The organism is Bradyrhizobium sp. CCBAU 11430 (genome assembly GCF_028128855.1).
GTDB classification, from domain to species: Bacteria; Pseudomonadota; Alphaproteobacteria; order Rhizobiales; family Xanthobacteraceae; genus Bradyrhizobium; species Bradyrhizobium ottawaense.
Window position 1 is genome coordinate 66,886 of the sequence record NZ_LBJV01000060.1, and the last position, 13,936, is coordinate 80,821.

Consider the following 13,936-nt stretch of genomic DNA (forward strand, 5'->3'; position numbering starts at 1 on the left):
TCACTTCTCCATGGCTTCATAGACCAGCTGCTTCAATGTCCGCTGCACGCGCTGGCGCTCGGTCGGGGTCTGCTCCAGCAGCACGAAAAACATGTCCTGCTTGGGATCGATCACGAAATAGCAGCCGGAGGCGCCGTCCCATTTCAACTCGCCGAGATTGCCGGGCGGCGGCGGCTTGGCGTTGCCGGGATCGGTGCGCACCGCGAGCCCGAGGCCGAAGCCGAAACCGTCGCCGGGGAAATAGAAATAGTCGCGGTCGACGCCTGATTTGGGGCCGAGCTGATCGGTCGTCATCAGCTTGAACGTCTCGGGCTTGAGAATGGTCTTGCCGTCGAGGCTGCCGCCGTTGAGCAGCATCTGCGCGAAGCGCTCATAATCGGCCATGGTCGTCACCATGCCACCGCTGGCGAACTGCATCTTCTTGACCACGGTCGGATCGTTGATCCGGCCAACGCGGAAGTCGCTGTCGTTCGGCACCGGCTGCGCCAGAAGCTTCTGCTTCTCGGGAGCGGTGACGAAGAAGCCGGTGTCGACCATGCCGAGCGGATCGAGCAGCTTCTCCCGCATGATGTCGATCAGCGGCTTGCCGGCCGCGATCTCCATCACGCGTGCCAGCACGTCGGTGGAATGGCCGTATTGCCAGAGCGCGCCCGGCTGGTTGTGCAGTGGCAGCTTGGCAATACGCTCGGCGAACTCGGCGAGGTCGAAATCGCCCGCGTAGATGTTGGCATCGCGATAGGCCTTGCGGACCAGGCTGTCGCCATAGAAGCCGTAGGTGATGCCGGAGGTGTGCGTCATCAAATCGTGCACCGTCATCGGCCGGTTCGGCGGCACCAGCTCGAGCGACTTGGTGCCGTCCTCCGCCTTCTTCTCGACGCCGACCTTCACGTTGGCGAAGGACGGAATGTACTTCGAGACGGGATCATCCAACTTGATCTTGCCGTCCTCGACCAATTGCATCGCGACCACCGAAGTGATTGCCTTGGACATCGAGAACAGGCGGAAGATGGTCTTGTCCGTGATCGGCGCCTTGCTGACCACGTCCTGCACGCCGAAGGCTTCGTGATAGACCGGCTTGCCATGCTGCCGGATCAGCACGGTCGCGCCGGCGATCTTGCCGGTCGCAACCTCGTTCTTGAAGAATTCGCTGACCTTGCCGAGCTTGTCCTGATTGAAATGCGCACCGGCCGGAATCTCGTAGGTGCCCTCCGCTCGCGCCAGCGACATCGCACCGAGCGACACCAGCGCGCCGCAGACCAGCGCACGCAGTCCAGACTGTGAAATCATATCCCCTCCCCGGAACATGGTCCGGCGGAGTGTACCGACCGCGTCATCAGGCACAAGGGCCGGCGTGTCGCGCAAGTGCCTCGGCATGGAGCTTGGCGCTCGGCTCGGCGAAGCAGCAGAACACCACGCGGGCCACGGACGGCGCCACGGCGAGCCCTTCGATTGTGGTACGAACGGCGATATCGGCCGCCCGGCCGGCGGGGAAGCGGAAAATGCCGGTCGAAATCGCGGGGAATGCCACCGAGGTCAGCTTGTGCTTCCCGCACAGCTCCATCGAGCGGCGATAACAGGACGCGAGCAGATCGTCCTCTCCGAGCGTGCCGCCATTCCAGACCGGTCCGACGGTGTGGATCACATGGGCAGCCTTGAGCCGGTAGCCTTTGGTGATCTTGGCATCACCCGTCTTGCAGCCGTGGAGCATGCGGCATTCGGCGACCAGATCGGGCCCTGCGGCCCGATGGATCGCACCATCCACGCCGCCCCCACCAAGGAGCGACGTGTTGGCCGCGTTGACGATGGCGTCAACGCTCAGTGTGGTGATGTCTGCGACAATGACCTCGAGCTCGGCGCCGCCGATCCGGCGCGTCAGCTGGGTCACCTATCAGGCCGCGACGACGACGCCCTTTTCGGTGAAAAGCTGCTGCAATTCACCGGCCTGGAACATCTCGCGGACGATGTCGCAGCCGCCGACGAACTCGCCCTTCACATAGAGCTGCGGGATGGTCGGCCAGTTGGAGAAGGTCTTGATGCCGTTGCGCAGTTCGGCGGATTCGAGAACGTTGAGGCCCTTATAGCCGACGCCGATATGGTCGAGGATCTGGACGACCTGGCCGGAGAAACCGCACTGCGGAAATTGCGGCGTGCCCTTCATGAACAGAACCACGTCGTTCGACTTCACTTCGTTGGCGATGAATTCCTCGATGCTCATTTCCGTGTCCTTCTGGGGCGGAGCCCTCACCAATCAATTCGGGCTGGCTCCGCCGATCTAACCCGATACCTGCCTATATATGTAGCCCAAACCGTTGTGCATCCAAAGTAAAATGGCGGCGACACGCCCCGCTGGCCGGTTTGCCCCCCAGCCAGATCCATAGGCTGATGACATCAATATCATCGCCGGGGAGGACTTTCATACCGTAACGGAGCCCCTATCTAGGACGAACCCAGGTTTTGGAACCGGGCAACGCCAACAACGTTCTCTTGTCCTGTCTGGAGAAAAACGTGACGAAACAAGCCTCCGCTACGGCCGCCACCTCGCTTTCGTCACTGTCCTCCGCCGGTAACCTCGCCCAGCGGCTGGAAGATGCTTTTCTCGCCGTCCGCAACGAGACCGAACGCCGGGCTGCGCCGCTGTCGCCGGAGGACCAGCAGATCCAGTCCATGCCCGATGCGAGCCCGACGAAATGGCACCGGGCCCATACCACCTGGTTCTGGGAGCAATTTTTGCTCGGCGAGCACGCGGCCGGCTACCGGCCGTTCCACCCCGATTTCGCATTCCTGTTCAATTCCTATTACGTCAGCGCCGGCCCGCGTCACGCGCGCAATCATCGCGGTGATATCACCCGTCCCAGCGCAAACGAGGTCGGCGTCTATCGCAACTATGTCGATGCGGCCGTCGTCAAATTCTTCCGCGAGGCCGGGGAAGACAAGCTTCGCGCGATCGCAGCGCTGGTCGAGGTCGGGCTCAACCACGAGCAGCAACACCAGGAATTAATATTCACCGACATCCTGCACGCCTTCGCGCAGAACCCGGTCTATCCGGCCTACGACCCGGACTGGCGCTTTCCGGCCGCGACGCGCGCCGGCGATGACTGGCTGACGCTGAACGAGGGCATCCACACCGTCGGCCATGTCGACGACAGCTTTCATTTCGACAATGAGAAGCCGGCGCATCGCGCCCTGGTCGGCCCGGTCCGGGTCGCGCGCAATCTCGTCACCAATGCCGAGTGGCTGGCCTTCATGCGGGACGGCGGATACCGGACCGCAACGCTGTGGCTGATGGACGGCTTTGCCGCGGCCAGCCAGGAAGACTGGCAGGCCCCGGGTCACTGGCGCGAGATCGATGGCCAGTGGCACGTGATGACGCTGGCCGGTGTGAAGCCGGTCGATCCCACCGCGTCGGTCTGTCATATCAGCTACTACGAGGCCGACGCCTTCGCGCGCTGGGCCGGCAAGCATCTGCCGACCGAGATGGAGTGGGAGGTCGCGGCCCGCGCCGGCCAGCTCAACGATGCCTTCGGCATCGTCTGGCAGTGGACCCGCAGCTCGTACGCACCCTATCCCGGCTACCGCGCCGTCGAAGGCGCGCTCGGCGAGTACAACGGCAAGTTCATGGTCAACCAGCTGGTGCTGCGGGGCTCTTCGCTTGCAACTCCGGAAGGCCACAGCCGTATCACCTATCGCAACTTCTTTTATCCGCACCACCGCTGGCAGTTCACGGGACTGCGGCTCGCCGATTACGACTAGTTCTCATCCGACGACAAATGCGCGCCGGACAGCGCGTTCAGGAGAGTATCATGAATGTGCACGCCAGCGCTTTGGCCGAAGCCCATCTTCCCGACGAGCAGACCACCGCCTTCGCCCGCGAGGCGATCAAGGACCTCTCGCAGCAGCCCAAAACACTGTCGCCGAAATATTTCTACGACGCGACCGGATCGGAGCTGTTCGAGGCAATCACGCGCCTGCCGGAATACTATCCGACGCGGACCGAGCTCTCGATCCTGAAGGACCGTGGCAGCGAGATCGCAAAGATCATTCCCGAGCATGCCGCGCTGGTCGAGTTCGGCGCCGGCGCGACGACGAAGGTCCGCCTGCTGCTCAACCATTGCAGGTTTGCGGCCTATGTCCCCGTCGACATCTCCGGTGACTTCCTCAAGGCGCAGGCGAACGGCCTGAAGCGCGATTTCCCCTCGCTCGGCATCTATCCGGTGGCTGCCGACTTCACCACGCCGTTCGAGTTGCCGAGGGCGGTCGCGTCGATGCCCAAGGTCGGCTTCTTCCCCGGCTCGACCATCGGCAATTTCGAGCCGCATGAAGCCCAGGCTTTCCTGAAGAGCGCACGCCAGATCCTGGGCCGGGGCGCGCAGATGATCATCGGCGCCGACCTCGAAAAGGATGAGCGGGTGTTGCATGATGCCTATAACGATGCCGCCGGCATCACCGCGCGCTTCAACCTCAATGTTCTGGTGCGGATCAACCGCGAGCTTGGCGGCAATTTCGACCTCTCCGCCTTCACCCACCGCGCGATCTACAATCGCGAGCGGCACCGCATCGAGATGCATCTGATCAGCAGGAAGAGCCAGACCGTGCGCCTGCTCGGCACCAGCTTCTCGTTCCGCCCCGGCGAGAGCATCCACACCGAGAACAGCTACAAATACAGCATCGAGCGTTTTGCTGCGCTGGCACAGGGCGCCGGCTGGCGGGTGCGCGAGAGCTGGACGGATGCGGCGAAGATGTTCTCGGTGCATGCGCTGGAGGTGGCGGAGTAAACGCTCCGGCGGTTATCCGCGAGAGCGCTTTCCCCGCAGCGCATCCTTCGAGACGCCCGCTTAGGCGGGCTCCTCAGGATGAGGACGGAGTGCGTGGCAGGCAGTTTCAACAAGCGCCGACGCCAAATAGCCTCATCCTGAGGAGACCGCGCAGCGGTCGTCTCGAAGGACGAGGCGCTTGCTCAGGCCGCTCGCAGTTCAATGTTCCTTGGCGTCTTCTCTGTCCGCCCCCAGCGACACCGATTCCCACACCGCGACGACGATCATGATCACCGTCGACGCGATCGACAGCCAGAGCGGCGGGAGGTCGGCTGCGAACCACCACAGCACCAGCAGCAGCATGATGCCGATGCCGTGCGAGAGCTGGAGGAAGCCGCGGATCGCGTGCTTGAACAGGATGGTGCCGATCAGAAACACCAGCGGCCCGCCGATCGTGCTCAGAACCGTCCTCATATCGGAATGGCCGGTCGGGTGCTTCAGCACCAGCTCGTCCGAGACCGCGGTCAGGATGATGCCGGCGATGATCGGCGTGTGCAGATAGGTATAGGCGAGCCGCGCGAGGCGGCCGGATTCGGCGGACTTCGAGATCCGCTCCGAGCCGGCCTCGGCGCCCTTGTGGAAATAGACCCACCACATCGCGATGGCGCCGACCAATGCGGAGACGAAGGCCATGATGTTGTCCGCGGTCCACTCCAGTTCGGCAAAGGTCGCCCCGTTGACGACGACGGCTTCGCCGAGCGCGATGATGACGAAGAGAGAGCAACGCTCGGCCATGTGGCCGCCCTCGACGGCCCAGGCTTCGACCGACGAGAAGCCGAGTTTGGGAACCCAGAAGCGCGCCGCCGGCGAGACGTATTCCCACGTGACCGCCGCAATCCACAGCCATAGCCGCGTCTCGCCTTCGGACAGGCCGCCCGCGATCCACAGCACCGCGGAGATCGAGAGCCAGCTCAGAATGCGGATCGCGTTGTGGCGGACCGCGGTCCGATGCCGCGGCGTTGCGAACAGCCAGAAGGCGGTGCGCCCGAGCTGCATCGCCGCGTAGGCGATCGCAAACCACAGGCCCCGCCCCTCGAAAGCGGTCGGAATCGTCGTCGACAGCACCAGCCCGCCCAGCATCATCAGGAAGAGCATGACGCGGACCGGGGTCAGCTCCGGATTGAGCCAATTGGTGACCCAGGCGGTGTAGACCCACACCCACCACACCGCGAGAAACAGCACCGTGACGTGCACCGCGCCGAGCGGCGTGAAATGGTGCAGCAGCGTATGCGACACCTGCGTGACGGCGAAGACGAAGACGAGGTCGAAGAACAGCTCGACATTGGTGACGCGGCTGTGCTGGTTCGGCACGATGACGCGAAACATCGCGCCGCGAGAATTGTCCGCAGCCATCGTCGTCTCCCGTCGCGCGATCAGGTCAGGCGCCCGGCACGCCGGTTTGCAGCGCCAGCGCGTGCAGCACGCCGCCCATCTGGCCGCGCAGGGACTGATAGACGATCTGGTGCTGCTGGACGCGGGATTTGCCGCGGAAGGATTCCGAGATCACGGTCGCGGCATAGTGATCGCCGTCGCCGGCGAGGTCACGGATGGTCACCTCGGCATCGGGGATCGCCGCCTTGATCATCGCCTCGATATCGTGGGCGTCCATGGGCATTCGGGTCTCGCTCCTTCTGGTCTCGAATCGCTGCCGGGGTCCCCTCGCCGGCAGCGCCAAACTTAGCGTGAACGGACTTCTGCGTCACGCTTTCCGGCACTATATCCATGATCCCATCAGGATAAAGGCACGACAAAGTGCCGCGCGCGGCAGATTGATCGAAAAGGCGTGAAATCATGAAGCTTCCAGGGCCCGACCATCCCATCACCATCACCCAAAATCCCCGGCGCGTCCGTGTGACCGCCGGCGACATCGTGATCGCCGAGACCGGCAAGGCGCTGACGCTGAAGGAGGCCAAATATCCGGCGGTGCAATATGTGCCGCGGGAGGACACCAACATGGCCTTGCTGGCGCGTACCGACCGCGTCACCCACTGCCCCTACAAGGGGGATGCGAGCTATTACAGCGTAAAGGCCGACGGCAAGGTGCTCGATAATGCGATCTGGACCTACGAGACGCCCTTTCCCGCGATGAGCGAGATTTCCGGCCATCTCGCCTTCTATCCGGACAAGGTGAAGATCGAGGAAGTGGGGTAGGCTCGCGGCGCTGTGACGCCGGGGCGATCCTGGATCGCCTCCTTCCAGTCGACACAAGGCACGAGATGCCGCGCCGGGCCGCAAGACTGATTGGGGTCTCGTTGCTGGGATTGTCCGGCATCCTTGTTGTGCTCGCTGCTGCCGGGCTGGGTTTTCGTGCCTATCGTCAGCACCTTGCTGCCCAAACTCTCGCGATCCGCTCTCCCGCCGGCGTGCAGGAGGGAGAGTTCATCGAGATCGGCGGCATCAAGCAATGGATTCAAATCCGCGGTGAGGATCGGGATAACCCGGTTCTCCTGTTCGTCCACGGCGGCCCCGGCGGCTCCACCCTGCCGATCTCGTCGGGCTGGCGCCCCTGGGAAGAGCATTTCACCGTTGTCCAATGGGACCAGCGCGGCACCGGCCGCACCTTTGGCGCAGCTGGAGACGCGCTCGCCCCCACGATGACACTGGAGCGGATGACGCAAGACGGCATCGAACTGGCCGAGTACCTGCGCACGCATTTGCACAAGGACAAGATCGTCCTGGTCGGGCATTCCTGGGGCTCATTCCTGGGAATTCGAATGGCGAAGCAACGTCCGGATCTGTTCTCGGCCTATGTCGGCACAGGCCAGGTGGTCGGCAAGGCGACCTTCGAGAAGGCCTTCGAACTCACGATCGCGCGTCTGCAACGGCTTGCGGCAGCGGCCACCAACAGGGAGGCCCTGGCCGAATTGGCGCCGATCGCTTCACAACCGGTCCTCACCCCGGAAAATCGCCTGATTGCGGACAAATGGAGCAATGTGCTGGGTCTGCCGCTCGCCGACGGCTTCCAACTCGCCGGTCCCATCCCGCCGCTCTTCATGCCGGATGTCTCGCTGCTTGATCTGTACAATTGGCGGAGGGGCGCCGCCTTCTCAGCAAAGTACCTGACGGGACGGAACGGGCCGATGTTTCAGAGCGATATGGCCTCGCTCGGGTTCGAATTTTCGATCCCGATGTTCTTCATCGAGGGCGATGCGGATGGCGTCACGCCGAGCGAACCCGCCGAGCAATATTTCAAGGAGGTCACCGCCCCGCACAAGGAGTTTGCTCGGATTCGCGGCGGCGACCATTTCATTCCGTTCGATCGTCCTGATGAATTCTTGGCCGAGCTGATGGCCCGCGTCATGCCGTTCGCAGCCCACTGAGGACTGGTGCAGCCGCCCGGCTACGCCCTGAAGATCGTGAGCCCAAGTATCAGCAACACCAGGAAGATCACGACGAAGACATAAAACAGGAAGCGGGCGATATCGGCGGAGACGGCCGAAATGCCGCTGAAGCCGAGCACGCCGGCCACGATCGAGACAAGTAGGAAGATCAACGCCCATTTCAGGATCGTCATTGCCAGCTCCGAATTGTGCCGCTCCTCGCGGCCGTCAGCCCTTCCCTTCGGCGGACGCTAACTTCGCTGTTCGGAACTGGTTCCTACGGGTGTCAGGACCCAAGTTGGGGCTCAAGTCGGGCCTCAACTACGGCGCAAACGAGCCTTGCTGAATCGGGCTCGCGGCGGCACAGTCCGGCCCGGGGCAGGCGCGCGGGGGACCATGATGACGATGGCGGATTCAGCGACGGTCGGCGCGGAGGCACACGCCGCGCCGATAACCAAAGCGCGCAATCTGTCGCTCGATCGCGCCCGCACCTTCCTGACCCTCGTGGTGCTGCTGCATCATGCAGTGATCCCCTACACGCATTTCGGTCACACCGATCCGGCCTCCTTTGCCGGTTTCGACATGATCGTGCTCGCCACCGACAGCTTCTTCATGGCGATGTTCTTCTTCCTGTCGGGCCTGTTCACCTGGCCGGGCATCGCGCGCAAGGCGCCGTCGGTCTTTTTGCGTGACCGCCTGCTGCGGCTCGGGCTGCCGTTCGCGATCGCGGCCTTCACCATCATCCCGCTCGCCTATTACGCCATCGCGCTACGGGCCGAGCCCGAGCTGACCTTCGCAGCGTTCTGGTGGAAGACGGTGACGTCGGGCCCATGGCCGAGCGGCCCGATCTGGTTCGTATGGGTGCTGCTCGCCTTCGACCTGACCGCGAGCCTGCTCTACCGGGTCTCGGCGCATCTGGTCGATCCCGGCAACCGCGTCTCGTTGCTCGGATTTCAGCAGCCGGCCGTGTTCTGGCTGATGCTCGTCGCCGTAAGCGTCATCGTCTATCTGCCTGCGCTGCTCTATTTCGGTACCAACAAATGGTTCGAGTTCGGACCGTTCTCGGTGCAGGCGAGCCGGATCCTGCTCTACTTCAGCTACTTCTTCATCGGCGCCAGCGTCGGTTCGGCGAATTTCGATCGCGGCATCCTCAGCGCCGACGGTCAGTTGCCGAAGCAGCGCTGGCTATGGGTGATCGTCACGCTGATCCCCTACTGCCTGATGTGGTGCATGATCTACATCAAGCGCGAGATCCTCGGGAATCCCGATCACCTGCCGCACTGGTACCACGTGTTCTACGGCACGTTCTTCGTGCTGTTCTCGGCCTCGATCCTGCTCGCGATCCTCGCCTTCTTCCTGTATTCGAAGGCGCCGGGGCCGACCCTGCTCGACCGCATGCAGGCGGATGCCTATGGCATCTTCCTGGTGCACTACCCGATCGCGCTGTGGATCCAGTACGCGCTGTTCGACTATGCGTGGCCTGCGATCGTGAAGGCCACGATCGGCCTCGTGCTCACGGTGATCCTGAGCTGGGGCCTGACGGCGGCATTGCGGAAGATTCCGGGGGCGTCCCACGTGTTGTGAGGCACGAGGTCCCTCCACGCGTCATTGCGAGCGCAGCGAAGCAATCCAAAGTCCCTCGGCGGAGGTAGTCTGGATTGCTTCGTCGCTTCGCTCATCGCAATGACGGAGTGCGTGGCAGCAGCTCAGGCCGCCTTCCCGCCCATATATTCCGGCAGCCAGCGCTCGAACGATTTGCGCAAGCTGTCGATCGCCACGGGCGCTTCGCCCGCGATCGCGATCGCATCGCCGCCGGTGGTGCCGATTCGCACGCAGGGCACTTCGCAGCCGCGCATCTTGGCCAGCACGCGGCCGGCTTCGGTTTCCGGCACGGTGACGAGATAGCGCGCCTGGTCCTCGCCGAACCAATAGGCCTGCGAGACCAGTGAAGTCGGCGCCGCCAGCAGCTTGGCCCCGATGCCGCCCGCCATCGCCATCTCGGCCAGTGCGATCAGGAGGCCGCCGTCGGAGAGGTCGTGCACGGCGGTCGCGGTGCCGCCATGGATCATGCCGCGCACGCAATCGCCATTGCGCTTCTCGGCGGCGAGATCGACCGGCGGCGGCGCGCCCTCCTCGCGGCCGCAGATGTCGCGCAGGTAAACGGACTGGCCGAGCCAGCCATGGGTCTCGCCGATGAGGAGGATCGCTTCGCCCTCGGCCTTGAAGGCGAGCGAGGCGGATTTGGTGAAATCGTCGAGCAGGCCGACGCCGCCGATCGAGGGCGTGGGGAGGATCGCGCGGCCGTTGGTCTCGTTGTAGAGCGAGACGTTGCCGGAGACGACCGGGAAGTCGAGCGTGCGGCAGGCTTCCGAGATGCCCTTCAGGCAGCCGACGAACTGGCCCATGATCTCGGGCCGTTCAGGATTGCCGAAGTTGAGGTTGTCGGTGATCGCGAGCGGCTTGCCGCCGACCGCGGTGATGTTGCGCCAGGCTTCCGCCACCGCCTGCTTGCCGCCTTCGAACGGGTCCGCCTCGCAATAGCGCGGCGTGACGTCAACGGTCAGCGCCAGCCCCTTCGGCCCGTCCTCGATGCGCACCACGGCGGCATCGCCGCCGGGACGCTGCATGGTGTTGCCGAGAATGACGTGGTCGTACTGCTCCCAGACCCAGCGCTTGCTGCACATGTCCGGCGTGCCGATCAGCTTCTCCAGCGCGCTACCTACGCCCATCGGCGCCGGCACATCGCGCGCATGCACGACCGGCAACGCGGCGGAAGGGACATGCGGACGGTCGTAGAGCGGCGCCTCGTCGCCGAGTTCCTTGATCGGCAGGTCGGCCATGACGTCGCCGCCATGCTTGACCACGAAACGCTTGCTCGGCGTGGTGTAGCCGACCACGGCGAAGTCCAGGCCCCACTTCTTGAAGATCGCCTCGGCTTCCTTTTCCTTCTCGGGCTTGAGCACCATGAGCATGCGCTCCTGGCTTTCCGAGAGCATCATCTCGTAGGCGCTCATCCCGGTCTCGCGGGTCGGCACCGCATCGAGATCGAGATCGACGCCGAGGTCGCCCTTGGCGCCCATCTCGACCGCCGAGCAGGTCAGGCCCGCCGCGCCCATGTCCTGGATCGCGATGACGCAGCCCTTCTCCATGATCTCGAGGCAGGCTTCCAACAGCAGCTTCTCGGCGAAGGGATCGCCGACCTGCACGGTCGGGCGCTTCTCCTCGGACTTGTCGTCGAACTCGGCCGAGGCCATCGAGGCGCCGTGAATGCCGTCGCGCCCCGTCTTGGAGCCGAGATAGACGATCGGCATGTTCACGCCGGACGCCGCCGCATAGAAGATCTTGTCGGCATCGGCGAGGCCGACAGCCATCGCGTTGACGAGGATGTTGCCGTCATAGCGGGTGTGGAAGCGCACCTGGCCGCCCACCGTCGGCACGCCGAAGGAATTGCCGTACCCCCCGACGCCGGCGACGACGCCGGAGACCAGATGCCGTGTCCGGGCATGTTCGGGCGCGCCGAAGCTGAGCGCATTGAGGCAGGCGATGGGACGCGCGCCCATGGTGAAGACGTCGCGCAAAATGCCGCCGACTCCCGTGGTGGCGCCCTGGTAGGGCTCGATGTAGCTCGGGTGGTTGTGGCTTTCCATCTTGAAGACCACCGCCTGGCCGTCGCCGATGTCGATCACGCCGGCATTCTCGCCGGGGCCCTGGATCACCCAGGGCGCCTTGGTCGGCAGGCCCTTGAGATGGATGCGCGACGACTTGTACGAGCAGTGCTCGTTCCACATCGCCGAGAAGATGCCGAGCTCGGTGAAGGTCGGCTCCCGCCCGATCAGCTTCAGGATGCGCTCATATTCGTCGGGCTTGAGCCCATGGGCGGCAACCAGTTCGGGGGTGATCTTGGGTTCGTTCTTCATGGATTCCAGGCTTTCGGCGGCGGTTTGGCCGTTCTTAGGAACATCCAGGGCTCGCGAAAAGCCCTTTATGGCGCATTTTCCCGCTGTCCCACGTTTTGCAGGCGGGGACGGCGGGAACAGGAATTGCACGGCGCGGACGGATCGGATTTAAGGGCTGAAGACCCGCAATTGAAGGCCCATTTCCTTGCACGAATTGACCAAAGCGCCCCCACCCCGCCGCCCTGACCTCCACGTCGCCACCGAGGGCGAATTTGTGGGCTGGCGGACCTGGATTCGCGACAGTTTTGAGTCCCATGTCGGCCCCTTCTGGCACCGGATCGAGGCGGATGGCAACGTCCGCAGCGCCTTCCGGGTCGAGAAAAAGCACCTCAACGGCTCCGGGAACGTCCACGGCGGCTGCTACATGGCCTTTGCCGATTACTCCCTGTTTGCGATCGCCACCCATGTCCTGGACAGCCGGGCTGTGACGACCAATTTTGCCTGTGAATTCCTCGACGCGGCACGCGAGGGTGAGCTGATCGAATGCACCGGCGAGGTCACCCGCGCCGGCGGCTCGCTGATCTTCCTGCGCGGCAAGATGACGTCCGGGACGCGGGTGCTGCTCACCTTTTCCGGCACGATCAAGCGGATGAAGCGGAAGGCGCTACCTCAGCCAAACGCATAGCTCGGCGCCTTCCCTTTTCGCGCCCCCTCGCCCAGACTTCCCGGCAAGCGCTGTCGCGCCGGGGAGCAGGAACAAGGTGCCGCAGAGCACATCGGAGGCGGGGCGCTCAGCGGCCTCCGTTTCATCGCCGTTGCCGTCCATGGCCGCCACCGGCGCGCGCAACTGGCGCGACTATGCGCTGCTGCTCGCGCTCGCCTGCTGCTGGAGCTCGACCTACCCGCTGGCCAAGCTGGCGCTTCCCACCATCCCGCCCATCACCTTCATCTCGGCACGCTCACTGATCGCGGCTGCCTTCCTGTTCGCGATCCTGTGGATGCGCGGCATCAGCGTCCCGACCGACGCGAAGGCGTGGAAGCTGTTCGCGACCCAGCAGCTGATCAACTCGACCTTTCCGTTCCTGATCATCACCTGGTCGCAGCTCTATGTGCCGGCGTCGAACACCGTGGTGCTGGCCTCGACCACGCCGATCTTCGCGTTCCTGATCACCTCGCTGATCACCCGGCATGAGCCGGCAACGCTGCTCAAGCTCGCCGGCGCGATCCTCGGCCTCGCCGGCACCATTCTCATCGTCGGCCTCGATGCACTGCGCGGCTTCGGGATCGAGATCGTGGCGGAGATCGCGATCCTGCTCGCCACCATCTCCTTTGCCTGCGCCACGATCTTCGGCCTTCGCCTCTCCGAATGCGACCCGATGGTGGTGGCGGCCGGCTCGCTATTGTTCGGCGGTCTCATCCTGCTGCCGCCATCGCTGATCATCGACCAGCCCTGGACGCTGCAGCCGACGCCGACCGCGATCGTCGCCACCATCGTCATGGGCATCGTCTCGAGCGCGCTGGGCTTGATGCTGTTCTACGTCTGCCTCGGCCGCCTCGGTACGCTAACCACGAATGCGCAAGGGTATCTGCGCATTCCGATCGGCGTCGGCCTCTCCGTGCTGCTGCTCGGCGAGAGCGTGCCGTCGAACCTGGCGCTGGGGCTAGTGCTGGTGATGGCGGGTGTCGCCGCGATGACCGTGCCGGCGGAGAAGTTCAAGCTGCGCTAGGCCGATTGCGCGGGCTTTGAGCGCCAGCGCGGGCATAGCTCGATTGACACACGCGGGACGAATATGAGGTAGTCGGGCGCAAGCCTGTCGTGACGCATCCCTCCCTCAGGGCCCAGCATGGAAAGTCGTTCACCGGACGCCATTGGCGATTCAAAGGCCGATCGCGCGCCCAGCCTCTGGTG

At 64.1% G+C, this 13,936-nt stretch carries 14 protein-coding genes; 7 read left to right on the top strand and 7 right to left on the bottom strand.

Annotation, left to right across the window (positions count from 1 at the left end; all coding sequences use genetic code 11):
• From XI04_RS20080 to grxD, 3 genes are read right to left on the bottom strand one after another with little or no spacing between them, the layout of a single operon-like run.
• Window positions 1-1,287, bottom strand: coding sequence for a serine hydrolase domain-containing protein (locus XI04_RS20080; protein ID WP_028142859.1), 1,287 nt, complete (start codon window positions 1,285-1,287; stop codon window positions 1-3).
• Between the two features lie 46 nt (window positions 1,288-1,333).
• A complete protein-coding gene (locus XI04_RS20085; RefSeq protein ID WP_038948047.1) occupies window positions 1,334-1,885 on the bottom strand; it encodes an O-acetyl-ADP-ribose deacetylase in 552 nt (183 codons plus the stop codon).
• A gap of 3 nt (window positions 1,886-1,888) precedes the next feature.
• On the bottom strand, window positions 1,889-2,215 hold the full coding sequence (gene grxD / locus XI04_RS20090; protein WP_018316580.1) for a Grx4 family monothiol glutaredoxin: 327 nt from the start codon (window positions 2,213-2,215) through the stop codon (window positions 1,889-1,891).
• Between the two features lie 239 nt (window positions 2,216-2,454).
• Between grxD and egtB the strand changes: the two genes are divergently transcribed.
• The gene (egtB, locus tag XI04_RS20095; protein ID WP_038948048.1) at window positions 2,455-3,750 is read left to right on the top strand and encodes an ergothioneine biosynthesis protein EgtB; all 1,296 of its coding nucleotides are present in this window, start codon (window positions 2,455-2,457) and stop codon (window positions 3,748-3,750) included.
• Window positions 3,751-3,800: 50 nt separating this feature from the next.
• Window positions 3,801-4,772: an L-histidine N(alpha)-methyltransferase gene (egtD, locus tag XI04_RS20100; protein WP_028142856.1), complete on the top strand. Its 972-nt coding sequence runs from the start codon at window positions 3,801-3,803 to the stop codon at window positions 4,770-4,772.
• A 198-nt stretch (window positions 4,773-4,970) separates the two neighbouring features.
• Here egtD and XI04_RS20105 read toward each other — a convergent pair whose 3' ends face one another.
• Together XI04_RS20105 and XI04_RS20110 are read right to left on the bottom strand one after the other, a co-directional pair.
• Window positions 4,971-6,164 carry a low temperature requirement protein A gene (locus XI04_RS20105; RefSeq protein WP_038948050.1) on the bottom strand — a complete coding sequence of 398 codons (1,194 nt, stop codon included), beginning with the start codon at window positions 6,162-6,164 and terminating at the stop codon, window positions 4,971-4,973.
• A 25-nt stretch (window positions 6,165-6,189) separates the two neighbouring features.
• Window positions 6,190-6,426, bottom strand: a complete 237-nt coding sequence (locus tag XI04_RS20110; RefSeq protein WP_018316584.1) for a BolA family protein — start codon at window positions 6,424-6,426, stop codon at window positions 6,190-6,192.
• 176 nt (window positions 6,427-6,602) lie between these two features.
• Here XI04_RS20110 and XI04_RS20115 point away from each other — a divergent pair, with 176 nt between their 5' ends.
• Together XI04_RS20115 and XI04_RS20120 are read left to right on the top strand one after the other, a co-directional pair.
• The gene (locus tag XI04_RS20115) at window positions 6,603-6,962 is read left to right on the top strand and encodes a DUF427 domain-containing protein (RefSeq protein ID WP_028142854.1); all 360 of its coding nucleotides are present in this window, start codon (window positions 6,603-6,605) and stop codon (window positions 6,960-6,962) included.
• A 65-nt stretch (window positions 6,963-7,027) separates the two neighbouring features.
• Window positions 7,028-8,131 carry an alpha/beta fold hydrolase gene (locus XI04_RS20120; protein ID WP_028142853.1) on the top strand — a complete coding sequence of 368 codons (1,104 nt, stop codon included), beginning with the start codon at window positions 7,028-7,030 and terminating at the stop codon, window positions 8,129-8,131.
• A gap of 20 nt (window positions 8,132-8,151) precedes the next feature.
• Here XI04_RS20120 and XI04_RS20125 read toward each other — a convergent pair whose 3' ends face one another.
• A complete protein-coding gene (locus XI04_RS20125) occupies window positions 8,152-8,325 on the bottom strand; it encodes a DUF1328 domain-containing protein (RefSeq protein WP_028142852.1) in 174 nt (57 codons plus the stop codon).
• A 202-nt stretch (window positions 8,326-8,527) separates the two neighbouring features.
• Here XI04_RS20125 and XI04_RS20130 point away from each other — a divergent pair, with 202 nt between their 5' ends.
• Window positions 8,528-9,715 (top strand): acyltransferase family protein, encoded by a 1,188-nt coding sequence (locus tag XI04_RS20130; RefSeq protein ID WP_271610352.1) that lies wholly within the window; start codon window positions 8,528-8,530, stop codon window positions 9,713-9,715.
• 122 nt (window positions 9,716-9,837) lie between these two features.
• Here XI04_RS20130 and purL read toward each other — a convergent pair whose 3' ends face one another.
• A complete protein-coding gene (gene purL, locus XI04_RS20135; RefSeq protein ID WP_095426136.1) occupies window positions 9,838-12,048 on the bottom strand; it encodes a phosphoribosylformylglycinamidine synthase subunit PurL in 2,211 nt (736 codons plus the stop codon).
• A 184-nt stretch (window positions 12,049-12,232) separates the two neighbouring features.
• Here purL and XI04_RS20140 point away from each other — a divergent pair, with 184 nt between their 5' ends.
• Window positions 12,233-12,712, top strand: a complete 480-nt coding sequence (locus XI04_RS20140) for a PaaI family thioesterase (RefSeq protein WP_038971650.1) — start codon at window positions 12,233-12,235, stop codon at window positions 12,710-12,712.
• Window positions 12,713-12,788: 76 nt separating this feature from the next.
• Window positions 12,789-13,754, top strand: a complete 966-nt coding sequence (locus tag XI04_RS20145) for a DMT family transporter (RefSeq protein WP_271610351.1) — start codon at window positions 12,789-12,791, stop codon at window positions 13,752-13,754.
• Window positions 13,755-13,936: the final 182 nt, after the last annotated feature.